Origin of the sequence: Bradyrhizobium sp. 27S5, assembly GCF_037217225.1 — a bacterium.
Lineage (GTDB): Bacteria > Pseudomonadota > Alphaproteobacteria > Rhizobiales > Xanthobacteraceae > Bradyrhizobium > Bradyrhizobium septentrionale.
In genome coordinates this window covers 3995391-4018905 of sequence record NZ_CP147714.1, presented here as the reverse complement: position 1 = coordinate 4018905, position 23515 = coordinate 3995391, and the positions used below count along the sequence as shown (strand labels likewise).

Genomic DNA, 23515 nt, shown 5'->3' with positions numbered 1-23515 from the left:
GCGGCGGCAACGCCGCCCTTTTTCATGTGCGCAAGGCCACTGCGACGGCTGCGAACGTCACGACCAGCGCCGCGACATCGCTGGTGCTGAGCGGCTCGCGCAGCATCGCCGCTGCCGCCAGGACGCCGACGACGGGCACCAGCAGCGTGCCGATCGATGCGGTTGCCGCCGGCAGCCGTTCCAGCGCCGCGAACCAGCAGACATAGCAAAGGCAGAACTGGATCAGCGTCATGTAGATCATCGACGCCCAGCCGAACCGCGACAGCGCGACCAATTGCGGTTGCTCGATCAGGACGCCGATGATCGCGATCGGCAAGCAGCCGATCGCAAGCTGCCAGGCCGCGAGCGACAATGGCGGCATCGCGAGCTTGAAGGACTTGGTCAGCACCGTGCCAAGCCCGACACACACCGCGCCCGCGAGCGCAAACAGAATGCCCGGCAACTTGCCGAGGCTTGCGTCGAGACCGCCGCCGCCGATCAGCGCGGCGATGCCGGCGAGCGCCACCGCAAGCGCGAGCGCGCGCGGCAGCGACACCCGCTCGCCGAGCACCGGCCAGGCCACCAGTGCGACCCACACCGGGATCGTGATCCCGAGCACGGCCGCCTCGCTGGCCCGCAGCCAGATTAGCGCCAGCCCCATCGAGGCGACCCAGCCGCCGATCGCCAGTGTCGAGACCAGGGCAAGCCGCCACCACATGCCCGGCGGAACACGCAGCGTCTGCCCCCGCGCGACCGCCACCAGACCGAGCGCGAGCGCGCCGACCACGCCGCACAGCCCGCGCGAGGACAGCGGCGGCCACTCGCTCAGCAGAAATTTCATGATCGGGAAGTTGAGTCCCCAGCCGGTCGAGGCTACCACCAGGAATGCGAGGCCAAGCGGTGACAGCGGAGCGCGGCCGGCGGCTGGAACTGCGGTCATGGACCTGTCGTAAAGGGAATGGACAAATACAAGTGATGTGTCAGGGCTAGCTGGAAATCAGCTTGTCAGCAAACAGCATATGCATTCTATGATACAGACTTTCCGTCGCGGTTCCGCCTTAATCGGCAAACGGGCCAAGCGAGTCGCCGGCACGCGAGGCCATAGCAAGAGGATGCATCGTGCCGAGCGTTCTCGTGGTCGATGACGACCCGATGGTGTGCGTTGCCATCGAGGTCTGTTTGCAGCGCCAGGGCTTCGAGGTCACCGTCGCCGACGGCGGTGAGGCCGGCATGCGCGCGCTGGAGAACGGCACGTTCGACGTGATGCTTGTCGACGTCTTCATGCCGCATATGCGGGGCTTCGAGGCGATCCGGATCTTCCACGAACGCGCCCCCGATATTCCTGTGATCGCGATGTCCGGCTACGCTTTCGCCAATGCCGACCGCGCGCCGGACTTCCTGCGGATGACGATCGAGCTCGGTGCGTCCGCCTGCCTGCGCAAGCCGTTTACCCCGCAGGCGCTGATTGCCGCCGTGAACGAATGTCTTGCCAAGTACACTCCTTCCGCTCGTCTTTCGAAGTAATTGCTCGTACTAATCGTCGATGGCTTCCCAACGTCTCATCCTCGGTAGCGGCCTTGCGATCCTTCTCGTCATCAGCGCGGCGTCGATCGGGCTGGACGTCAGGTCGCGCAGCGAGATTGATTCGGTCGAGCGCACGCTCAGCGTCCTCAAGCGTATTTCGGATGCGCGGGCGCTGCCGCGCAGCGTCGAAAGCGCGGCACGCGGCTTTGCGCTGACCGGCGACGCGTCCTTCGCCGACGAATTCCGCGAGCAGAGCACAGCCCTCACCGCCGCCTTCGACGGCCTGATGGCCGCGGTGAAGTCGGCGCCCGACGAAGCGCAGCTGATCACGGGCACCAGGGCAGATGTCAAGCGCGCCATCGCGCTCGGCGCCGAACTGATCCGCATGCGCAGCGCGGGCGACACCGCCGGCGCCGCCGCGCTGATCTCCGCGGGCGAGAGCCGCGCGCTGATGGACAAGGTTGGAGCGGCGCTCGACCGCCTGGTCACCGAAGAGCGCCGCCTGCTCGGGATTCGCACCGGACAGTCGAAGACCAACGGACGGCTGCTGCTGGCGATCGACCTCGCCGGCGTGGTGCTGATCCTGCTGCTTGCGGTCGCGCTGACGCTGGCGGCCCGCCGTGCCAGCCGCGAACTGCAGGGCGCGCTCAGCGCCACCAAGGCCACTAATTTGTCGCTCGAGGGCAAGGTCGCCGAACGCACCAAGGATCTCGGCGCCGCGCTCGAAGGGCTGCGCCGCTCCACCTCGGTGATGGAAACCACCTTCCGCAGCATGGCGGAGGCGGTGCTGGTGATCGATGCCGCCGGCGTCGTGCTGCTCTCGAACCCGGCCGCCGAGAAGATGCTGCGCTACAAGCCGGGCATGACGCTCCGGCAGCTGCGCGCGATGAGCAACGTTTTCCAGTCCGACGGCGAGACGCCGATGCAGGCTGACGACATGCCCTCAGCCAAGGCGCTGCGCGGCGAGGAATTCGACGGGCTGGAATTCGTCGCCAAGCCGGTCCGGGGCGCGCCACCGATTCACCTCGTGGTGTCGGGTTGCCCGCTGCGCGATGGCGACGACGCCATCACCGGGGCCGCGCTGATCTATCACGACATCACCGCCTCGCGCGAAACCGAGCACAAGCTGCAACAGGCGCAGAAGCTCGACGCCATCGGCAAGCTGACCGGCGGCGTCGCGCACGACTTCAACAACATGCTGACTGTCATCACCGGCACCACCGAGACGCTGGTCGACAGCCTGCGCAACCAGCCGAAGCTGGCGCAAACCGCCGAACTGATCGACCGCGCCGCCGAGCGCTGCCGCGAGCTGATCCAGCATCTGCTCGCCTTCGCCCGCCGCCAGCCGCTCGAGCCGCGCACCGTCGACATCAACGGCACCGTGGTCGATATCGCAAAACTGCTGCGGCCGACGCTCGGCGAGCAGATCGAGATCGATTCGGTGCTCGCCCCCGATGTCGCCAGCGTCCATATCGATCCGTCGCAGCTTGCCAACTCGCTGCTCAACATGGCGATCAACTCGCGCGACGCGATGCCGAACGGCGGCAAGCTGCTGTTCGAGACCAGCAACATCGTGCTCGACGACGCCTATGCCGCGACCAACCCCGACATCACGCCGGGCCGCTACGTGCTGCTCGCGGTCAGCGACACCGGCACCGGCATGTCGCACGCGGTGCAGGACAAGGTGTTCGAGCCGTTCTTCACCACCAAGGAGGTCGGCAAGGGCTCCGGCCTCGGCATGAGCATGGTGTACGGCTTCGTCAAGCAGTCTGGCGGCCACATCAAGATCTACAGCGAGGAAGGCCACGGCACCACGATCAAGCTCTATCTGCCCCCTGCCCGCGGCCAGGTCGAGGCGACGGCTCCGGAGCCGGAGCCGGTGCGGCGCGGCAGCGAAGTCATCCTTGTGGTGGAGGACGACCAGCTGGTGCGCAACTACGTCGTCACCCAGCTTGGCGCCCTCGGCTACAAGACCATTGCCGTGCCCGACGCCCGCGCGGCGCTGGCGCTGGTCGACAAGGGCGAGAAGTTCGACCTGTTGTTCACCGACGTGATCATGCCCGGCGGCATGAACGGCCGCCAGCTCGCCGACGAAGTGAGAAAACGGCGGCCCGGCCTCAAGGTGCTCTACACCTCGGGCTACACCGAGAACGCGATCGTGCATCACGGCCGCCTCGACGAAGGCGTGCTGTTGCTGGCGAAGCCTTACCGCAAGGCGCAGCTTTCCAGCATGCTGCAGCAGGCGCTCGGCGAGTGACGCGACGCCTCGACCTCTCCTCGGTTGCGGCAGGGCGATCGCAGGGGTGCGCTGCCAAAATATCGAAAACAACCCCATGCAAAGGAGCCGACGTTCGCCACGGTGCCTTGACACGACGGGCTAATCAGCGACATTTTTCCGTTATTCAGAAATCATGCACTCTGGGGCTGTCGTATATTGCATTTGCGGACTTCTGCAACTGACGTTGCCACGTCGTCATGGCCGGGCTTGTCCCGGCCATCCACGTCTTCTTTTGCTCAGAGGCCAAGACGTGGATGCCCGGCACAAGGCCGGGCATGACGAGTTTGTGGCGCAGAGCGAGACGCAGCTACCGCGTCGCCAGCGCGACGCCGGCGAGCGTGAACAGCAGCGCGGTGATCTGGATCGGCCCGAGCGGCTCGCCGAGCGCTATCGCCGACGCCACCACGCCGATCACAGGCACTGCCATGGTGCCGATCGCCGCCACCGAGGCTGGCAGGCGGGCGAGCGCGGCAAACCAGGCGACATAGGCAACGCAGAACTGGATCAGCGTCGAATAGACCAGCAGCCACCAGCCGATCGTCGTCACCCTCTCGAGATGCGTGGTCTCGACCAGGAGGCCGACGATTGCGATCGGCACGCAGCCGAGGCCGATCTGCCAGGCCGCGGCCGGGATCGGCGGCATCACCAGAGGGTATTTCTTCGCCAGCACCGTGCCGAGCGCAAAGCCGAAGGCGCCGCAGAGCGCCATGATGATTCCCGGCAGCTTCTCCTTGCTGGCGGAAATGCCGTTGCCGCCCATGATCGCCGCGAGCCCGGCGAACGCCATCACCAGCGCGATGGTCCGCAGCAGCGTCGGCCGCTCGCCGAGCACCGGCCAGGCCAAGAGCGAAGCCCATACCGGCATGGTGTAGGCGATCAACGCGGTCTCGCTCGCCGGCAGCCAGAGCAGCGCCAGCCCCATCAGCACCATCCAGCCGGTGACGTTGAGCGCCGCATACAGCACGAGCCGCGGCCACAGCCGGGCCTCGACCTGCAGGCTCTGCGCGCGGATCAGCGCCAGCACCGCCAGAAGCACCGCGCCTATCACGCCGGTGGTGCCGCGCAGCGTCAGCGGCGGCAGCTCGCTGAGCAGGAATTTTGTAGACGGCCAGTTGAACCCCCAGCCCACCGAGGTGATGGCGAGGAACATCAGGCCGGCGGGCGCAAGGCGCGGCCGCGCGTGAGGCTTCTGGTCTGTCATGGAACCCGGCGGGGGATGTGAGTCGGCCGCAGCTTGCCCGCGATTTTGTCGCCCGACCATCACGCCCCTGACATGCCTGATCCTTAGTTTGCCCGTAGCCCTACGTGAGTCCCTAAAATTCAATCCGGGACGGCGAATAAAAACTTCGCCTGTGAACAGCGGGGCGAAACTCCAATCCACAGGCGGAGCGAATTTTTTTGGCTTGGGAATCCCTGAGGACTCACCGATAGTTGGCTCGATCACAGGCGCGGCACCGACCCCTGTTATCCCCCTCCATCCACCATATTTAGTGTTTGATTCAGAAACTCGTACTAGTCCTTGACGGGTGAGACGGACATGGCCTAGTTTTCAACCTGTTCGGCGCGAGTGTGTTTGGGTTCCCGCCGGTCGCTCCCACAAGGGTACCAAAATGACCACTCCGCCAGGCCTTTGGGCCGCGGGTGAAGGGCTTGTCTGCCCTGATTTTGGGCCGCCGTCGGGACGACAAACGGGCCGAGAAGGACCCGGAAACAGAGGCCGGAACCGGCCCGAAAGAAGCGTACGCGTGACGTGTCGCGTGAAGCGTTTTGGGGCGTTGAATGCATGACCCGGAGGACCCGCAACGTCGGGATCCGCGCCGGGATCGTGCCGCCGCAGGGCCGGGTCAAACCGGCGCCGAGCGGATGAGAGAACAGGCCGGGTCCACCGGCTGAGCTGCGGATGACGGGAGGCGTGCTGACGCGTGTTCCGGTCGTTCGTGAACGGATAACATTCCGGCAACCTGCGGAGAAAACGTGGGGCCGGGCAGAAGAAGAGACGGGGCTCGACCATGCAAATCGATCGGCGCAATACTACCAGCGGACAATCTCCCTATGCCGGGATCAATTTCCGCCTGACCACATCAGAGATCCGCAATCCGGACGGCTCGGTCGTGTTCCGCGCCGAGAATGTCGAGGTGCCGGAGTTCTGGTCGCAGGTCGCCTCCGACGTGCTGGCGCAGAAGTATTTCCGCAAAGCCGGCGTGGCCGCGCGCCTGAAGAAGGTCGAGGAAGAGACCGTACCGTCCTGGCTGTGGCGTTCGGTGCCCGACACCGAGGCGCTCGCCCTGCTGCCCGAGAACGAGCGCATCGTCGGCGAGACCAGCGCAAAACAGGTGTTCGATCGCCTCGCCGGCTGCTGGACCTATTGGGGCTGGAAGGGCGGCTACTTCTCTTCGGAAGAAGACGCCCTCGCCTTCTTCGACGAGCTCCGCTTCCAGCTCGCCAAGCAGATGGTCGCGCCGAACTCGCCGCAGTGGTTCAACACCGGCCTGCATTGGGCCTATGGCGTCGATGGCCCCGGCCAGGGCCACTATTACGTCGACTGGAAGACCGGCAAGCTGACGAAATCGAAGTCGGCCTATGAGCATCCGCAGCCGCACGCCTGCTTCATCCAGGGCGTCGGCGACGACCTCGTCAACGAGGGCGGCATCATGGACCTCTGGGTGCGCGAGGCGCGCCTGTTCAAATATGGCTCCGGCACCGGCTCCAACTTCTCGAGCCTGCGCGGCGAAGGCGAAAAGCTCTCCGGCGGCGGCCGCTCCTCCGGCCTGATGAGCTTCCTCAAGATCGGCGACCGCGCAGCCGGCGCGATCAAGTCGGGCGGCACCACCCGCCGCGCCGCCAAGATGGTCGTGGTCGATGCCGACCATCCGGACATCGAGACCTATATCGACTGGAAGGTGAAGGAGGAGCAGAAGGTCGCAGCGCTCGTCACCGGCTCCAAGATCAACCAGAAGCACCTCAAGGCCGTGATGAAGGCCTGCGTCAATTGCGAAGGCAGCGGTGACGACTGCTTCGATCCCGAGAAGAACCCGGCTCTCCGCCGCGAGATCAAGCTCGCGCGCCGCAGCCTCGTGCCCGACAACTACATCAAGCGCGTCATCCAGTTTGCCAAGCAGGGCTACAAGGACATCCAGTTCGACATCTACGACACCGACTGGGATTCCGAGGCGTACCTCACCGTCTCCGGCCAGAACTCCAACAACTCGGTGTCGCTGAAGGACGACTTCCTGCGCGCGGTGGAAACCGACGGCGACTGGAATCTGGTGGGACGCACCACCAAGAAGGTGACCAAGACGCTGAAGGCCCGCGACCTCTGGGAAAAGATCGGTTACGCCGCCTGGGCGTCGGCCGATCCCGGCCTGCACTTCAACACCACGATGAACGACTGGCACACCTGCAAGGCGTCCGGCGACATCCGCGCGTCCAATCCGTGCTCGGAATACATGTTCCTGGACGACACGGCGTGCAATCTGGCCTCCGCCAACCTGCTCACCTTCTACAACACGAGCACCAAGCGCTTCGACATCGAGTCCTACGAGCACCTCTGCCGGCTCTGGACCATCGTGCTGGAAATCTCCGTCATGATGGCCCAGTTCCCGTCGAAGGCGATCGCGGAGCTGTCCTACGAGTTCCGCACCCTCGGCCTCGGTTTTGCAAACATCGGCGGCCTGCTGATGACCATGGGCCTGCCCTATGACAGCAAGGAAGGCCGTTCGCTGTGCGGCGCGCTGACCGCCGTGATGACCGGCATCTCCTACAAGACCTCGGCCGAGATGGCGGGCGAGCTCGGCACCTTCCCGGGCTACAAGAAGAACGCCGCGCACATGCTGCGCGTGATCCGCAACCACCGCCGCGCCGCGCACGGTGAAAGCCGCGGCTATGAGGCGCTCGCCGTCAATCCGGTGGCGCTCGACCACACCTCCTGCCCGCAGGCCGACATCGTCGCGCATGCCAGGCTGGCGTGGGACGACGCGCTGGCGTTGGGAGAAGTGAACGGCTATCGCAACGCCCAGACCACGGTGGTGGCGCCGACCGGCACCATCGGCCTGGTGATGGATTGCGACACCACCGGCATCGAGCCTGATTTCGCGTTGGTGAAGTTCAAGAAGCTCGCCGGCGGCGGCTACTTCAAGATCATCAACCAGGCGGTGCCGGCGGCGCTGCGCGCGCTCGGCTATCGCGAGAGCGAGATCGCGGAGATCGAGGCCTACGCCGTCGGCCACGGCTCGCTGTCGAATGCGCCTGGGATCAACGCCTCGACCTTGAAGACCAAGGGCTTCACCGACGAAGCGATCGCAAAAGTGGAAAAGGCGCTGCCGACCGCGTTCGACATCAAGTTCGCCTTCAACAAGTGGACCTTTGGCGAGGATTTCATTCGCGACACGCTCGGCATCGGCGCCGAGGCGATTGCCACCCCCGGCTTCGACCTGCTCGCCGCGGTCGGCTTCACCAAGCGCGAGATCGAAGCCGCCAACGTGCACATCTGCGGCGCGATGACGGTCGAAGGCGCGCCACACCTGAAGGCCGAACACTATCCGGTGTTCGACTGCGCCAACCCCTGCGGCAAGATCGGCAAGCGTTATCTCTCGGTCGAGAGCCACATCAGGATGATGGCGGCTTCCCAGCCGTTCATCTCGGGCGCGATCTCCAAGACCATCAACATGCCGAACGACGCCACGGTAGAGGACTGCAAGTCCGCCTATTTGTTGTCGTGGAAGCTGGCGCTGAAGGCCAACGCGCTCTACCGCGACGGCTCGAAGCTCTCGCAGCCGCTCAACTCGCAGCTCATCTCCGACGATGAGGACGAGGACGATGCGGTCGAGGCGCTCTACGAGAAGCCGATGGCGGCGCGTGCCGCCCAGGTCTCGGAGAAGATCGTCGAGAAGCTGGTCGAGCGCATCATCGTGATGCGCGAGCGCGAGAAGATGCCCGATCGCCGCAAGGGTTACACCCAGAAGGCTGTTGTCGGCGGCCACAAGGTGTACTTGCGCACCGGCGAATATGACGACGGACGGCTCGGCGAGATCTTCATCGACATGCACAAGGAAGGCGCCGCACTCCGCTCCTTCATCAACAACTTTGCGATCGCGGTCTCACTCGGTCTGCAATACGGCGTGCCGCTGGAAGAATATGTCGACGCTTTCACCTTCACGCGCTTCGAGCCCGCAGGCCCGGTGCAGGGCAACGACTCCATCAAGTACGCGACCTCGATCCTCGACTATGTCTTCCGCGAGCTCGCGGTGAGCTATATGAGCCGCTTCGACCTCGCCCATGTCGATCCGAACGAAAGCGGCTTCGACGCGCTCGGCAAGGGCGTCGAGGAAGGCAAGGAGCCGGATGAGGCCCCCACCCACCAGGCGACGAAGTACGTATCGAAGGGCCTGACCCGTTCGCGCACCGACAACCTCGTCGTCATGCGCGGCGGCTCGGCCGCGGTGAGCGGCAACGCCGACAACGCCCCCGCCGGCGGCAGCCGCGTCACTGCGCTTAGCCCCCACGGCGCAACCGCGCGCGGCGTCTCCGACACCATCGAAGGCGCGGTTGCGCTAAAGCAGGAGGTCAGCCACGACCTCTCGCCGACGGAAAAGCTCGAGGCGCTGAACTGGAGCAAGGCCGGCACCGCCGCAGCCGTCGCACCATCCAAGGCCGAGCGCCGCGCCGAAGCGAAGGCCAAGGGCTACGAAGGCGAGATGTGCTCGGAGTGCGGCAACTTCACACTGGTGCGGAATGGCACGTGCATGAAGTGTGATACTTGCGGAAGCACGACGGGGTGTTCGTGAGGCGGTAGAGGAACGTCGGCGTCACGCTCGTGCTTTGACTCGGGTAACAGAAAGGGCGGCCAAACGGCCGCCCTTTCTTATTCCCGCAAAGCAGACTACAACCAGAGAGAGAGTAAGCAAGCGCTAATTCAGACTCCCTCTGCTACGCCACTCTGTCCATTTTATCATCCCGCATTGCAGGAACTCCGATGGCTGACATCACCGCAGCGATACTAGCTGGAATCTCCCAAGCCACAGCGGCGATATGCAAGGAAATCGTTATGTCAACGGTTGGCTTAGCTAAGGCCCAAGCCGAGAAGCTGACCGTAGAATTGGAAATTGGATTCAAAAAACTTACTCAGCGAAATCTAGAACGATGCGCAAAGGTCAAGACATTGCTTCATCGATACGAACCTATCGACATCGAACGCGCATATGTCCATCCGCTAATTGGCTTCGCCAGAACAGAGGCCGATCAAGCCACCTTTCTGAGGCTATTCCAAGAACACTGCCGCATCGTTGTCACCGGCATGGCCGGCTCAGGCAAGTCGATGTTTATGAAGTATTTATACGTAACACTGTGTCGTGAACCCATCGGTCGAATTCCTATCTTTATCGAGATGCGACACCTGAATAATACGAACGCCAACCTTCTCACCTATATCCTCAACCAAATTTCATCCATCATCAAAGGCTTCTCTCAAACGCAGCTCGAGTACTGCTTGGCGCATGGCAAGTTTGTCTTGATGTTGGATGGCTTGGATGAAGTGGAGCACACGCTGAGAGATCAGATATCTGATCAAATTCTCGAACTAACTTTCAAGTACGCGAGAACTCTCGCGTTGATATCCAGCCGGCCTCTCGATCGATTCTCCTCGTGGACCGAATTTCATGTGGGCGAAATATTGCCCCTCGACAAAGAACAAGTAAACGAGCTGATCAACAAGATTGATTACGACGAGGCATCGAAGAAGAAGTTCTTGAATGAAGTCAACTCATCAATCTTCGAGACCCACGAAGAATTTTTGTCAAATCCATTGCTATGTACCATGATGCTGATGACGTTCGAAGAGTTTGCCGAAATCCCCTCCAAGATGCACGTCTTCTACGAGCAAGCCTTCAATGTGCTCTATAGCAAGCATGACGCAACCAAAGCCTCTTTCAAGCGCAAATTCTACACAACCCTGTCGGTCGATGATTTCAAACGGGTCCTTACGACATATTGTTTGTTCTCTTACGTTGATCGTCAGATATCGTTCAACGAAGAAGCGGCCCGCCAGTACACTCGGAAAGCAGCTCTCTACGAAACGGTCACAGTTAACGACCAGATGTTCGTCAATGACCTGCAAGAGCCTATCTGCCTGCTGCTCAAAGATGGCGACAGCCTTGCCTTCCTGCATCGATCTTTTCAAGAATACTTTACAGCTCTTTTCCTCGCACAACGCGACGTCCCGCAGATCGGAAAGATCATTGAACTATTGGTTGAATCTGCCCGCGAGGACAACGTCATCTCGATGCTGATTGACATGAACAGGCCCGCATTTGAGGCAAAGTTCTATGAAGACAGGATTCGAAAACTATCTGCGGCTTTGCATAAGATCGACATTGATAATCATCCCATCAAAGTCTTCCGGATGCTTTTCTCTGCGATCCACTATGATGGCGAGGATGACCATCTCGACAACAAGGTAACGGTGGTAGTTTCCAATTCCAAAGGATGGTTTTCAACCTACGCACTGTTACGTCAGTTCTATTCGATCGATGGGTATCCCTGGTTTGACGAGGAGACCGTCCTGCGACGAGCTAGAGAAATCGACGGCGATACCCATTCGGCGAGAAACAATCTTGAAATTTCACTTTCCGACATCGACGATCAGCTCCTTATTGAAGTAGGTTTCGTGGAGTTCGCGTTGAAGCTCCGGGAGCACGCAGCGTCCACGCTCCGTACGATTGAAGGTCAAGCAAAGCAGCGAAACAACATCGTGGCAGAGATGCTCGCACGCTAACAGACGTCGCTCGGTTAGAACGGAGATATTCGGGACCGTCGGCTGAACACGGCAAGCGTCGGCGGATTAGCCGAAGGCGTAATCCGCCATTTCGCTCGCAACATTCTCGGCGGGTTACGCTTCGCTAACCCGCCCTACACACTGTTGCGTTCGCTCGTTGATGATGGGCGCGGCAGTCCGTTGAACCCGCTCATAGCGGCTGATTTGATCTTGCGAGAGTTTCTTCATGGCCAGCAATTCATCTGAGGTCTTGATCTTGAGCTGAGCGAAGATCGGCGATTGTGGCCCCTCCTCGTCCGTCGGCGATGGACTCGATCGAACCGCAATCATCCGGTCAATGCGCTGCAACATCAAACGATGGCGCTCCACCATCTTGCTCGCGTGCTCGACATAGTGCAGCAATCGATCGGTCGGCAAAGCGCGAGCGCTCTCCTCGTTTTCTTCAATCAAGTAATGGAGATTTTCGTCGACGATATCGGTGCACAGGTCGATACATTCGTCGCAAATGAAGACGGCAGGACCCGCCACCAATTTGCTCACGTCATGTTGATTCTTGCCGCAGAATGAGCAGTAGAGCAGACCACCCTGAGCGGCCTGCTTCTGTGCGCTGGCGGCATCGATCTTGGCAGACAGGATATTCCAGGTCTCGCAGTCGAACGCCTTGGCGATCAACTCCAGAGACTCGCTGTGAGTGGTTTGTTTCGCCTTGGCATTCAAGGCGTTGCGCAGAGACCGCGCCATAGCCTTCGCATCGCGAAAATCGCGCATGGTAGCACCCCTATTGGCGAACGGAGGAGATCGGTGCTTGCCTTGCCGACCCGCTCGCCAATAGCGAGGGTGTAGCTGATTTCGATACGTTCACTATCCACAAAGGGCGCAAGCAGCGGGTGTATCGACCCGCGACCATAATTGGGCTCGATCGACTTGTTGTCAATACCGACAAGCAAACGTAGCAAGCGTAGGGCGGATTCGCCGAAGGCGTACTCCGCCGCTTCGCTCGCAACAGTCGCGGCGGGTTACGCTTGGCTAACCCGCCCTACTCGCTTCGATCACGTTTGCAGCTACCTCTCCGCCGAAGGCGTTGATTGTGATCGAACCGTTATCCGCCACGCTGACATCAAAGAGCACGTGCCCGTCGTCCGAAAAGACCTCCATGCGGATGCCGTCGAAGGCGACATCGGATGCTCATTGATATCTCATGGTGCGATCTTCGAGCGTAAGCATTTCCATGCCGAGAGCCTCTGACGATCAAGATCGTACAGTCTACCGCGAGGCATTGGCACGCTTTTCAAGAAGCAGCGTGCGGTCGGTGATGTCCTTCAATTCGAACGCCTGGGAGTCGAGGAACGCGACGGACCCGTTGTTGGGGTCCGCGGCGAGGCGATGGGTTTCACCCAGATGATGCTTCAGCCAGGCCCGCTGCTCGGCCTGCAATTGCGCGTGCGCCTCGCCCTTCGACTTTGCGAGAAGCGCTTGATAAGCGGTGTTGAGCCTGGTGTCCCACTTGTCGATTTCGGCCTTGCCGCACTCGAGCATCTTCGTTGACACCCCTTCGGCCTTGTCCGTGCACGCATCATACTCGGTGCTTTGCTGCGCGCGGGCCGACAAAGTCCCGAGCATGAGCGTAGCTGCAACAATGACAAGCCTTCGCGAAAGCATCACCACGTCCAAATCACTCCACCTGCATCTCCGGACAGCCATGGTCGCACTCACGCAGCCTTCGCAGCCTTGTCCGCCGGCGCCGTTTCCATGGCGCGCATGTAGAGATCGAGCAGCGATTCACGCTCGTCGCGCTCGTCCTGGTCCTGCTTGCGCAGCTTGATGATCTCCTTGAGGATCTTCACGTCGAAACCCTCGCCCTTCGCCTCCGAGAAAACTTCCTTCTTCTGCTCGCTCAGTTCCTGAATTTCGGTGTCGAGGTTCTCGATCCGCTCGACGAAGGAACGAATTTTTCCGCCGGGAATGGTGATGTCGGACATGGTGCCTCCTTGCTGAATGAGGCCGTGAAAATGAAAGCAAAGAGATGACCAATTTCTTAACCCACGCGATCGCCGTGGCGCCTCGATAGCGGAGGTATTCGCATCATCGCATGCGGAACAAATCACTCAGGCGTCGTCAGCCACACGCAACGTGATCCGCGTCAATTCGGACGGGCGACCGAGCCGCAAGGCAAAACCCGGCCAAAGCGCGGTGCCGTTGTTGACGTAGAGCGTCATCCCTTCGACGTCGTAGCGGCCGGAGACGAAGCCGGCGTTGGCGCGCGCGGCCAGGCGGTCTATCCCCAGGATCAATCCACCATGCGTGTGTCCGGAGAGTTGCAGGGCGACGCCGACCCGAGCGGCGTTTCGTGCGTCGCTCGGCTGGTGGTCGAGCAGGATGACAGGCGCGCCCTTGGGGGCGCCGTCGAGAACCGCGGGAAGGTCGCGGACGGGATGCCCCCTTCGGCGCGACGCGCGGTCGGTAATCCCTGCGATCACCAGGCGGCCAGCACCGCGCTCGAGAACGACGTGCCTGTTCTCGAGCGAGCGCAGGCCCAACGCGGCATAGTGCGCCATCCACATGTCGTAGCCGAAGATATATTCGTGATTGCCCGAGATCACGTAGACGCCATCGGCCGCCTGCAGGTCCCGCAACGGCTCAACGTCTTTGCGCCGCGCATCGACTGTGCCGTCGATCAGGTCGCCCGTGATCGCGATCAGGTCCACGCCGAGCTTGTTCGATCGCGCGACGACGGCACGCGCCCATGGCGCAGGAAACAGCCGGCTGATGTGAAGATCGGTCAGTTGCAGGATGGTGTAGCCGTCGAACTCTGGCGGAAGTCCGCGGATGCCGACTTCGACATCTTTCAACGGCGGAATTCGCATGGCCTGATGGACGCCGATCGCGGCGGCTGTGGCCGCGAGCGCTGCAAGTGCGTAGCGGACGCCGTCAGGCGCGCCCACGATGCCGCCGTGGATCAGCGCGGCGACCAGCAATCCGGCATCAAGCGCCAGTTGCAGCAGCGCCAGCAGGACGATCGCACCGAACGCCCAGTTGAAGAGGACGACCACCGGACGCGGAAACTCCGGCGAGAATTCCGATCCCGACGACAGTCTGTTCCAGCGGTGAAACTGCAAGGCGACCAGCACGAGCACCGCGGCGACGATCTTTGCCGGGAGCGGCCAGTCGAGCGGCCAGATGAAGCGGGCCAGGATCAGCAGACTGGTCAGGCCGAATATGAGCTGGGGAATCGGTTCGCTCCGGATTGGATCGGTGGGGCTGTGCGGTCGGCGCTCAGCGAACGTAGGGTGGATCGGCCGCAGGCGTAAGCCGCCATCATCAGCACATTTCGGCGAGTTGCGCTTCGCTGAAGCGCCCTGCTGGCTTTGCGGTGGAGCAAGGCTGACGCCGCTGCAGCCGTCGCCCCGGCAAAGCCGAAGGCCGCGTTGAAGGTTTGGCGGAGGTCTCCAGGCACCTTCCCTATCGGCATCATCAAGCGATCCTCCCGAAATAGAACTTGAACATCGCTCATTTTCTTGATCTATTATTGAACGATGTTCATTTTTGACGGAACCGGCCATGCAAACCACCTCCTGGACGGACGGATCGATTGGCCCCGACCGGCCCGTGAAATCGTGGATAAAGTACGCTCCGACGCTCATCACGACAGGCATCATCGTAATCTTCGCGGTGCACGGACGCATTGCGCAACCGGCCGATTACAACGATTTCGCCGACCGCTCAGTCATCTCTGGCATTCACCACGCAGCCGATGTGTTTTCCAGCGCAGGGTTCGCCCTGGTCGCGATCTGGGGCTGGCTGACGCTGCGCCCCCAGCGCAACAGTGGTCAGCTTCGCGCCGGATGGCCCGGCTACCGCTTGTTCCTGATCGGACTGTTCCTGACCGCCTTCGGGTCCGCGTACTATCACTTGGACCCCGGCAATGCCCGCCTGGTCTGGGACCGCTTGCCGATCGCGCTTGCTTGCGCCGGCCTGCTCGTCGGCGTCCGCGGAGACACAAGGCCCGGATTGAAGACCGAACTCGAAGCGATCGGTCTCGGGCTTTTTGCCGTCGCCAGCGTCGCGTGGTGGGTCTTAACCGACAGCCATGGCGCGGACGATTTGCGACCGTATTTGTTGCTACAGGTGCTCCCGCTCATCCTGATCCCGCTCTGGCAGTCGATCTATCGCGCGCCGCGCGCCGATCGCATCGCTTTCGCGGCCGCGATGGCGCTGTACGTTCTCGCCAAGATCACTGAGGTGCTCGACCATCAGATCGCCGGCACGCTCGGCTTCGTCAGCGGACACACCTTGAAGCATCTAATCGCAACGGCAGCCACGGCCGCCGTCGTCTGGGGGGTGACGCGGCGATTCTCCGCCGGCCGCCGTCGGTTGAACGACGCGGCGAACTGAGCCTACGCGTCGGCCAGCGCGACAGCCGCTGAAACGCCAGCCGGCTCGACGCGCCGGTTGTTCTCGTCGACGATCACCACGCGCGGCCGAAACCTGCGCGCCTCCTCGGCATCGAAGCCGGCATAGGCGACGATGATCACCTTGTCGCCCGCCATGGCGAGGCGCGCGGCGGCGCCGTTGAGGCCGATGGTGCCGGAGCCGGCCGGCGCCTCGATCACATAGGTCGAGAACCGCGCACCGGTGTCGATGTTGTAGATGTCGACGCGTTCGTTGATCAGGAAGCCGGCGGCCTCGATCAGATTGCGGTCGATCGAGATCGATCCCTCGTAGTGCAAGTCCGCTTCGGTGACACGCGCGCGATGAATCTTGCCCTTCATCAAAGTCACTTGCATCCAGGCCATCCCGTATCGTTGCGTCGGAATTTTCGTGCTCGCCAATACGGGCCTCACGGCGCCGGGTCAATCTTCACAGCGCAAAGGCGCGCCGCGCGTGCGCCCTTGGGTCGATATGATTGTCCCGAGATCGCGGATCGCTGTGGTGGGAATGGCTACGGACCGCAACGATCCGAGAACGATCGCGTTACAGACCGGCTTTCGGGGAGCAAATTCTTATCTCGCAATTCCTTGGCAGGCAGCGAGCGATTGGCGGATTGGCCCGGGGACGCGCGTTGTGCGGACCCGTTGGCCAACCCGCCCTATTCGTTGTCCTCAGCGCATGGAGCGTCCGACCGTTTCGGTCTGGCCCGGCGCGGTCGCGGTCGTGACCTTGCGCGATGTCAGGACGCTGCGTTGATGCGGCGTGGCGGAATTCGTCACCGACGACTGCTGCTGGACACCGGCCGCACCGAGCAGCTGGACCTGTACGGGCGAGATCGGCAAGCCCGCCTTTTCATAGGCCGGCAGTTCCGCCGCGCCGGCAGTCACAGCGGTCATCGCGACAATAGCGGCCGCGATGGACAGAGAGATCTTCTTCACGTCACTTCTCCTCGATAGCATTGGAATATCGAGCTAATGCTCCAATTGCTGCACCGCAATACTATATGACGCATTGCACAATTTTGTGATAGATGCACGTGCATTGAATCGCATGACAGGCGCGGGTCACCGCCCTGGCGGCGCAGCGCGTGGTGCGAACAGGGATCGGCGCGCTGTGCGACGTCGACGCGCAGCGCGCTTTCGCGATCGACACGATGATCACGCCACGCGACGGACGACGAGTTTCACATCGATGTCGTCGCGCAACGCTGCCAGTCGATCGCCGAAAGGGCTCAGCAGATTGACCCGCTCAGCGGCACTATCCATATGGGACGGACGAACCGGCTGATATCAGCCGCTTCGCCCTCACCCGGACACAGCCTGATACCACCGGCCTCGTCCCCCACGCACCGCCTGTTCCGGAGCCCCCGTGACCGCACTGTCCATCCTTGATCTCGTCCGCGTCACTGAGGAGACCGATGCGCGCGGCGCGCTGTACAACGCGCGCGATGTCGCCGTGCATGCCGAGGCGCTGGGCTATCGCCGCATCTGGGTGGCCGAGCATCACAACATGGCGGGGATCGCGAGCGCCGCGACATCAGTCGTGATCGGACATATCGCGGCGGGCACGAAGACCATCCGCGTCGGCGCCGGCGGCATCATGCTGCCGAACCACGCGCCCTACGTCATCGCCGAGCAGTTCGGCACGCTGGCACGGCTGTTTCCCGATCGTATCGACCTCGGGCTCGGCCGCGCGCCGGGGACGGATCAGCTGACGCTGCGCGCGCTGCGCCGCACGCCGGAATCCGCCGAGAATTTTCCGCAGGACGTGCTCGAGGTGCAGGCCTTCCTCGCGGCCGCCGGTCCCAACCAGCGTATCCAGGCGGTCCCGGCTGCGGGCACCGACGTGCCGCTGTGGATTTTGGGGTCGAGCAATTTCGGCGCGATGCTGGCCGGCGAGCTCGGCCTGCCCTACGCCTTCGCCTCGCACTTTGCCCCCGAGCTCCTCATCCAGGCGCTGCAGATCTACCGCGCGCGCTTCAAGCCGTCGGAGCAGCTCGAGCGTCCCTACACCATGGTCGGCGTCAACATCATCGCGGCCGACACCGACGCCGAAGCGCGGCGCCTTGCGACCACGCAGCAGATGTCGTTCACCAACATCTTCCGCGGCGCGCGCGGCCTCAGCCAACCGCCGATCGACGACATCGAGACCTACTGGTCGCCATCGGAAAAGGTTCAGGCGATGCGGATGCTGGAGCGCTCCATCATCGGCTCGCCCGACACGGTGCGTGCCGGGATCGAGGCGCTGGTGGCGGAGACAGGCGCCGACGAGCTCATGATCGTGTCCGACGTCTACGATCACCAGAAGCGGCTGCGATCCTTCGAGCTGATCGCTCAAGCGGGTCGGATTACTGCCTGACCGTCGTTGCAGCACGTAGCAACCATTAGCTCTTTCGGTTGTGTGCGATTGAATTGCCCGATCGCCGTTGAGACTGACGCCGTGCTCGCGGCCATCAAGGCGTGGCCTGTCGAGGGTGGGATGTGGCAGCATTTGAGCGACGGCCATCCTTGACGGCCGCTGTGCGCGGCGTCCTTGTGACGGCAGGTCGGGACGAAGAAACGGTGCCCCGATCGAACAAAGAAACGCTTCAGGTCGCCGGGGCGACGACTGGCAAGTGAGCTTGCCAAGGGGTCGCTCGGGCCACCACGGTGTTGATGAAGATGAGCAACTTCCTGGCGCAGGCGATCAGGGCACGCTTGTGGCCTTTGCCGGCGGCGATCAATCGTTTGTACAGGGCCATGAGCTGCGGATTCCAGCGGAAAGACGCCGCCAGCGCCGCAGCATAGAGCGCATGGCGCAGACGTTTGCGTCCACCGTCGATGTGACGAGCGCCGATGTGTTCGCCGCTGTCGTCGTCATAAGGCGCAAGGCCCGCAAGTGCTGCGGCCTGCTCGCGGCTGACCTGGCCGATCTCGGGCATCCGGACCAGGACGGAGACCGCAGTCGGCAGCCCGGCCCCACCGACGCTGTAGATCAGGTCGAGCCGAGCGGCGAGATCGTGCTGCTTGCGGATCGCTGCCACCAGAGCCTTGAACTCGACTCGTTCGCGCTTGGCCAGACGGGCGATGTCGTCCTTCCAGAGCTTTTGGATACGCGCGTCGCGGCAGCTCTCGAGCCGGTTCTTGAACCGCGCGATATCTTCTCCGATCTGATCGATCAGCGTCAGATGCCCGGCCAAGGGCGGCAATCTTGCATCGGGTGCCGGGTGGATCTTCTTGACCGCAGCGGTGCATGCGGCGATCAGCGCGGCATCGATCCGATCGTTCTTGGCACGCTGCCCGCGGTATTTGGCATAGGCACGCACTTGCGCCGGCTGGAACACCACGACGACAAACCGCTTGCGCCGCAGCTCGACGACGACCGGCTGCTCATAGCCACCGCTCGCCTCGATCCCAATTCGCCTGACCTTATGGCGCCCAAGCCACTCCAACAGCGTCTTGTAACCTTCCGCCGTGTTCTCCACCTGCAGCTGCTCCGAGCCGTCGTCGAGCGCCACGTCGAGCTTCCGTTTGCCAATATCGATTCCGGCACAGATTGTGATACGCTTGGCCATCTTCCTCGACCCTCCCTTGTGATGCGAACCTAAAGTTCGTTCAACCATGCGGGTCCCGATGAAGTGCCGATCGCGATCTTGCTACGAATAACAGCCTTCAAGGCTTCGATGGGTATCGATCCGATCGATCAGCGGCCCAGCCCGGGCGGCCACCCGAGCTGGGCCATTCCTCACGGAACGAGGCCAGTCTAACCCAGCGCGCTAATACAAGGATGGGTGGAGCGCTAGGTGGTGTGGACTCTAAGGATTCCCTTTTAGGAGCAAATCAGATTCAAGGCTGCTTTTGGGGAGGCCGCCTTGGGTGTGATGGACCGTTTGGTATTGAGCGACGCGGCGTGGGAGCGGATAGCGCCGCTGATCATAGGGCGCCCCGATCAGAAGGGCTCCACCGGGCGCGACAACCGGATGTTCGTGGAAGGTGTGCTGTGGATCGTGCGTACGGGGTCTCCCTGGCGCGATCTTCCGGAGGTGTTTGGGGACTGGAACAGCGTGTTCCGGCGCTTCAGTCGATGGAGCATCAAGGGTGTTTGGTGGCGGATCTTCGAGGCGATGTCCGATGATCCGGACTTCGAATATCTGATCGTCGATTCCACCATTGTTCGGGCGCATCAGCACGCCGCCGGCGCCAAAAAGGGGGGTCTGAAGATCAAGCGGAAGATCAAGCGATCGGCCGCTCGCGCGGCGGCCTGAGCACCAAGATACATATGGCCGTTCGAGGCTTGGGATGTCCGGTGCGGTTCACGCTTACCGCAGGTCAGAAGGGCGATGCACCGCAAGCCGCCGCATTGATCGAAGGCTTATCCGCCGAGGTCGTCATGGCCGATACGGCCTATGACGCCGATCACTTGCGCCAAGCCATCGCCGCCAAAGGCGCGCTCGCCGTGATCCCCAACAACCCGTCACGGGCGCTCAAATATCCACTCGACAAGCATTTCTATGCCCAGCGTCATCTCGTCGAATGCTGCTTCTCAAAGCTCAAGCAGTTCCGCCGCGTTGCAACCCGCTTCGAAAAGACCGCCCGAAATTACCTGGCCGTCGTCACTCTCGCAGCCATCGTCTTATGGATGCGATAAGTGTCCACACCACCTAGCGATACCCATCGACTTTCGTGCAGTACATGATGGGTATCGCTTCGCTCCATCCTACGGATTACTCGGCTACGGCACGCCCTCAACGGCCGGTCGGCGGAACCCCATCGCCATCCACGCGCCGAGCAGCTTCAGCATGAACTTTCCGGAGTGGCCTGGATAGTTGGCGATATCGTCCGGCAAGATCACACCCTCGGGCCGGTCGGCCGTCATCATCCGCATGGTTGCCGGCGGGATGCCTCCGGGCAAGCGGCCGCGATAGAGCGTGAGCCAGTGTCCCCTGGTGAAGTCGAGGAACATGGCCGTGTTGCAACAGCGCGCGACCATTCGCCTCGTCGGCGACTCCGGTTTCAACCGCCGCTCCTCCAGGAGCTCTCCGCCACTGCTACAGCGCACGCGATCCTTGCGATAGAGCACGTAGTCCGTGCCGCCATCCTCGGCCAAAACAGCATCGGCGCCGGAGGCCGCCTGATGCCGCCGCCCCGCCTCCTGACTGGCAACTCGGGCAATAGCAGATGCCCCGCAGGATTGGGGCTCCTGCGATCTCGAGCGCGACCCTGCCGCAGCGGCACGATGCCGAGGCGCGCTCATCCGTCATTTCGCATCGCCTTTGCTCGCAAACTCGTTCGCCGACACGAGGATCACATCGCCATCGAGGATCGGCTTCGCAATATCGAAGAACTGCGCCACGGCCGGCGAATTGTTGTGCCGGTCCATGGCCGCCTGATCCAGATATCGCTCATAGGTCGCGAACACGCAGGGATCCGACGCATCCTGCGACACGTAATAGCCGATAGTGGAAGGCTCATTGGCCCGGACGTGGTCGACGACATCGAGCAGGGCCTGACGCATCGTCGCCTCGTGGCCTTTCTTCGCTCTGATGACCGCCGTGATCGTCAACATGCTGCTTCTCCAGAAAATCTGGTAGCCGGTAGGATGGGTGGAGCGAAGCGATACCCATCATTTGCGCCGCGGATACAAAGTGATGGGTTTCGCTTCGCTCACCCCATCCTACACGCTCATCTACACGCTCACACCCTGCTCAACGCCTGCGCGATGTCGGCCACCAGGTCCGACGGATGTTCGATCCCGATCGAGAGCCGGATCGTCGTATCCAGCACGCCGATCTTCTTCCTGATATCCGCAGGCACGCCGGAATGCGTCATCGTGGCCGGCAGGCTCGCGAGCGACTCAGTGCCGCCGAGGCTCACCGCGAGCTTGAAGATCTGCAAGCTGTTGAGGAATTTCTCCGCGGCCTCCTGCCCGCCGACGATGTCGAAGGCGAAGGTCGAGCCGGCGCCGGAGCACTGGCTGGCGAATACGCGGCCGGCAAGCGAGGCCGCATCGTGATGCGCCAGATAGTGCACCTGCGCCACCTTGGGATGGTCGCGCAGATAGTCGGCGACGATCCGTGCGTTGCGGTCGGCCTTTTCCATGCGCAGGCTCAGCGTCTCCAGCGAGCGGCTGATCATCCAGCAGGAATGCGGGTCGAGCTGGGTGCCGATCGCGCCGCGCAGCGCCTTGACGTCCTTCATCAGCTTCTTCGAGCCGAGGGCTGCGCCCGCGATCAGGTCGGAATGGCCGCCGACATATTTGGTCAGCGAGTACAGCGACAGATCGGCGCCATGCTCGATCGGCCGTTGAAACACCGGCCCGAGCAGCGTGTTGTCGCAAGCGATGATCGGGGTAAAGCCCTGCGCCTTGCCGATCATGTCGGCGATGCGCCTGATAAGCGCGATATCGACCAGGCCGTTGGTTGGATTGGCCGGGGTCTCGATGAAGATCATCGCAACCCGGCCCTTCTTCATCGCTTCGTCAGCGGCAGCGCGGACGACGCTCTCGTCGAGGCCGTCGGCAAAGCCCACCGCGCTGATCGAGAAGCCCGCGAGCGTCCTGGTGAACAGCGTTTCGGTGCCGCCATAGAGCGGCTGCGAATGCAGGATCACGTCGCCGGGCCGCGCAAAGGCGAAGATCGTCGTCGAGATCGCCGACATGCCCGAGGAAAACAGCGCGCAGCTTTCAGTGCGCTCATAGATCGCAAGCCGGTCCTCGACGATCTCGCTGTTCGGATGATTGAAGCGCGAATAGACCAGCCCTGCCCCCATCCCTTCCGGAGGCTCGCGCCGGCCTGCGACGAAATCGAAGAAGTCCTTGCCGTCCTCGGCGGTCCGGAACACGAAGGTCGAGGTCAGGAACACCGGCGGCTTGACCGCGCCCTCCGACAATTGCGGGTCGTAGCCGTAATTCAGCATCTGGGTTTCCGGATGCAGCAAGTGGTTGCCGATGTGGGTTCTGGACGGAAACGGTTTGACCACGGCCTGTCTCCTTGTCTTGAGGGGGCGCCGCATCGGCGGCCGGACCTTAAGAATCTGCCGCAAGCATACTCCACCTTTGTGCCATTCCGCCAAAGCACGGCATCGTGCAGTTCTGGATAACAAACGGCCGGCGTGCGCCCTGCGCCGCCGGCCGTCCGAAAACCGTAGTCAGTATCGCAGGTCGCGCGTGTCACCTGCCGGCTGACATCAAGAAAAGCCGCCGATGCGGGCTACGTGTGACTTGCTCACACCGAGAGAAGACGCGGCTACCAGCCGCGGTCCACATTGCGCACCTCGCCGGTCCGCGCGTCGACATCGACCTGCATCCAGCGGCCGAGACGGTCGCGGCCCTCGACCTCCCACTCGTCGCCGAGGAACTTGGTATTGGACACCGTCACGATGCCGAGATTGGTCGCGACGTCGAGCGAGGCCCCCATCGAAATCTGGCTGCCGGAATCATAGGCCATCGCCGGCGTCGCCGCGCCGATCACAAGCGCCGCGACGACGGGAATAATGAAGCTTCGCATTTTCACTCCTTATTAGATGTTATGCCGCATAAAACGAGCGGCGCACCCGATCAGT

Annotated in this window: 19 protein-coding genes and 1 pseudogene; 7 read left to right on the top strand and 13 right to left on the bottom strand. The window is 62.4% G+C overall.

From position 1 onward, the window contains the following. Positions 1-22 precede the first annotated feature (22 nt). Positions 23-919 carry a DMT family transporter gene (locus WDM24_RS18575; protein ID WP_338832029.1) on the bottom strand — a complete coding sequence of 299 codons (897 nt, stop codon included), beginning with the start codon at positions 917-919 and terminating at the stop codon, positions 23-25. Between the two features lie 179 nt (positions 920-1098). Here WDM24_RS18575 and WDM24_RS18570 point away from each other — a divergent pair, with 179 nt between their 5' ends. Both WDM24_RS18570 and WDM24_RS18565 read left to right on the top strand, forming a co-directional pair. Beyond that, positions 1099-1503, top strand: a complete 405-nt coding sequence (locus WDM24_RS18570) for a response regulator (protein WP_338700454.1) — start codon at positions 1099-1101, stop codon at positions 1501-1503. 19 nt (positions 1504-1522) lie between these two features. Continuing rightward, on the top strand, positions 1523-3760 hold the full coding sequence (locus tag WDM24_RS18565) for a CHASE3 domain-containing protein (protein WP_338832028.1): 2238 nt from the start codon (positions 1523-1525) through the stop codon (positions 3758-3760). Positions 3761-4088: 328 nt separating this feature from the next. Here WDM24_RS18565 and WDM24_RS18560 read toward each other — a convergent pair whose 3' ends face one another. Further along, on the bottom strand, positions 4089-4982 hold the full coding sequence (locus WDM24_RS18560) for a DMT family transporter (RefSeq protein ID WP_166294849.1): 894 nt from the start codon (positions 4980-4982) through the stop codon (positions 4089-4091). Positions 4983-5790: 808 nt separating this feature from the next. Between WDM24_RS18560 and WDM24_RS18555 the strand changes: the two genes are divergently transcribed. Both WDM24_RS18555 and WDM24_RS18550 read left to right on the top strand, forming a co-directional pair. Further along, on the top strand, positions 5791-9564 hold the full coding sequence (locus WDM24_RS18555; protein WP_338832027.1) for a vitamin B12-dependent ribonucleotide reductase: 3774 nt from the start codon (positions 5791-5793) through the stop codon (positions 9562-9564). Between the two features lie 188 nt (positions 9565-9752). Further along, a complete protein-coding gene (locus WDM24_RS18550; RefSeq protein ID WP_338832026.1) occupies positions 9753-11549 on the top strand; it encodes an NACHT domain-containing protein in 1797 nt (598 codons plus the stop codon). Positions 11550-11663: 114 nt separating this feature from the next. Here WDM24_RS18550 and WDM24_RS44510 read toward each other — a convergent pair whose 3' ends face one another. From WDM24_RS44510 to WDM24_RS18525, 4 genes are all read right to left on the bottom strand, one after another. Beyond that, a complete protein-coding gene (locus tag WDM24_RS44510; protein WP_414645734.1) occupies positions 11664-12317 on the bottom strand; it encodes a ClpX C4-type zinc finger protein in 654 nt (217 codons plus the stop codon). Positions 12318-12812: 495 nt separating this feature from the next. Then, complete coding sequence (locus WDM24_RS18535; RefSeq protein ID WP_338832405.1) at positions 12813-13214, bottom strand: lysozyme inhibitor LprI family protein; 402 nt, start codon at positions 13212-13214, stop codon at positions 12813-12815. Positions 13215-13258: 44 nt separating this feature from the next. Beyond that, complete coding sequence (locus tag WDM24_RS18530; protein ID WP_166204637.1) at positions 13259-13528, bottom strand: DUF2312 domain-containing protein; 270 nt, start codon at positions 13526-13528, stop codon at positions 13259-13261. A 126-nt stretch (positions 13529-13654) separates the two neighbouring features. Further along, positions 13655-14779: a metallophosphoesterase gene (locus WDM24_RS18525; protein WP_338832404.1), complete on the bottom strand. Its 1125-nt coding sequence runs from the start codon at positions 14777-14779 to the stop codon at positions 13655-13657. Between the two features lie 328 nt (positions 14780-15107). Here WDM24_RS18525 and WDM24_RS18520 point away from each other — a divergent pair, with 328 nt between their 5' ends. After that, on the top strand, positions 15108-15941 hold the full coding sequence (locus tag WDM24_RS18520; protein ID WP_338832025.1) for a hypothetical protein: 834 nt from the start codon (positions 15108-15110) through the stop codon (positions 15939-15941). Positions 15942-15943: 2 nt separating this feature from the next. Here WDM24_RS18520 and panD read toward each other — a convergent pair whose 3' ends face one another. Beyond that, positions 15944-16333: an aspartate 1-decarboxylase gene (gene panD / locus WDM24_RS18515; RefSeq protein WP_051346452.1), complete on the bottom strand. Its 390-nt coding sequence runs from the start codon at positions 16331-16333 to the stop codon at positions 15944-15946. 315 nt (positions 16334-16648) lie between these two features. Then, positions 16649-16915 carry a hypothetical protein gene (locus WDM24_RS18510; protein WP_338832024.1) on the bottom strand — a complete coding sequence of 89 codons (267 nt, stop codon included), beginning with the start codon at positions 16913-16915 and terminating at the stop codon, positions 16649-16651. Positions 16916-17345: 430 nt separating this feature from the next. On the opposite strand from WDM24_RS18510, the gene WDM24_RS18505 reads away from it, so the two are divergent. Further along, the gene (locus tag WDM24_RS18505; protein WP_338832023.1) at positions 17346-18335 is read left to right on the top strand and encodes an LLM class flavin-dependent oxidoreductase; all 990 of its coding nucleotides are present in this window, start codon (positions 17346-17348) and stop codon (positions 18333-18335) included. Between the two features lie 229 nt (positions 18336-18564). Here WDM24_RS18505 and WDM24_RS18500 read toward each other — a convergent pair whose 3' ends face one another. After that, entirely contained in the window at positions 18565-19530 is a 966-nt protein-coding gene (locus tag WDM24_RS18500) for an IS110 family transposase (RefSeq protein WP_338828278.1), read from the bottom strand. Positions 19531-19827: 297 nt separating this feature from the next. Between WDM24_RS18500 and WDM24_RS18495 the strand changes: the two are divergent. Next, a pseudogene (locus WDM24_RS18495) lies at positions 19828-20603 on the top strand (IS5 family transposase). A gap of 84 nt (positions 20604-20687) precedes the next feature. On the opposite strand, the gene WDM24_RS18490 reads toward WDM24_RS18495, so the two are convergent. From WDM24_RS18490 to WDM24_RS18475, 4 genes are all read right to left on the bottom strand, one after another. Next, the gene (locus WDM24_RS18490) at positions 20688-21062 is read right to left on the bottom strand and encodes a hypothetical protein (protein WP_338832022.1); all 375 of its coding nucleotides are present in this window, start codon (positions 21060-21062) and stop codon (positions 20688-20690) included. Positions 21063-21212: 150 nt separating this feature from the next. Continuing rightward, positions 21213-21521, bottom strand: a complete 309-nt coding sequence (locus tag WDM24_RS18485) for a putative quinol monooxygenase (RefSeq protein ID WP_166294841.1) — start codon at positions 21519-21521, stop codon at positions 21213-21215. Positions 21522-21649: 128 nt separating this feature from the next. Continuing rightward, positions 21650-22933: a cystathionine gamma-synthase family protein gene (locus WDM24_RS18480; protein WP_338700427.1), complete on the bottom strand. Its 1284-nt coding sequence runs from the start codon at positions 22931-22933 to the stop codon at positions 21650-21652. A gap of 266 nt (positions 22934-23199) precedes the next feature. After that, positions 23200-23460, bottom strand: a complete 261-nt coding sequence (locus WDM24_RS18475; RefSeq protein WP_338832021.1) for a hypothetical protein — start codon at positions 23458-23460, stop codon at positions 23200-23202. Between the last annotated feature and the right edge of the window lie 55 nt (positions 23461-23515).

Coding starts and splice junctions, on each gene's coding strand:
- WDM24_RS18575 (WP_338832029.1), bottom strand. CDS start 919: ATGACCGCAGTTCCAGCCGCCGGCCGCGCTCCGCTGTCACCGCTTGGC.
- WDM24_RS18565 (WP_338832028.1), top strand. CDS start 1,523: ATGGCTTCCCAACGTCTCATCCTCGGTAGCGGCCTTGCGATCCTTCTC.
- WDM24_RS18560 (WP_166294849.1), bottom strand. CDS start 4,982: ATGACAGACCAGAAGCCTCACGCGCGGCCGCGCCTTGCGCCCGCCGGC.
- WDM24_RS18555 (WP_338832027.1), top strand. CDS start 5,791: ATGCAAATCGATCGGCGCAATACTACCAGCGGACAATCTCCCTATGCC.
- WDM24_RS18550 (WP_338832026.1), top strand. CDS start 9,753: ATGGCTGACATCACCGCAGCGATACTAGCTGGAATCTCCCAAGCCACA.
- WDM24_RS44510 (WP_414645734.1), bottom strand. CDS start 12,317: ATGCGCGATTTTCGCGATGCGAAGGCTATGGCGCGGTCTCTGCGCAAC.
- WDM24_RS18530 (WP_166204637.1), bottom strand. CDS start 13,528: ATGTCCGACATCACCATTCCCGGCGGAAAAATTCGTTCCTTCGTCGAG.
- WDM24_RS18520 (WP_338832025.1), top strand. CDS start 15,108: ATGCAAACCACCTCCTGGACGGACGGATCGATTGGCCCCGACCGGCCC.
- panD (WP_051346452.1), bottom strand. CDS start 16,333: ATGCAAGTGACTTTGATGAAGGGCAAGATTCATCGCGCGCGTGTCACC.
- WDM24_RS18500 (WP_338828278.1), bottom strand. CDS start 19,530: ATGGCCAAGCGTATCACAATCTGTGCCGGAATCGATATTGGCAAACGG.
- WDM24_RS18485 (WP_166294841.1), bottom strand. CDS start 21,521: ATGTTGACGATCACGGCGGTCATCAGAGCGAAGAAAGGCCACGAGGCG.
- WDM24_RS18475 (WP_338832021.1), bottom strand. CDS start 23,460: ATGCGAAGCTTCATTATTCCCGTCGTCGCGGCGCTTGTGATCGGCGCG.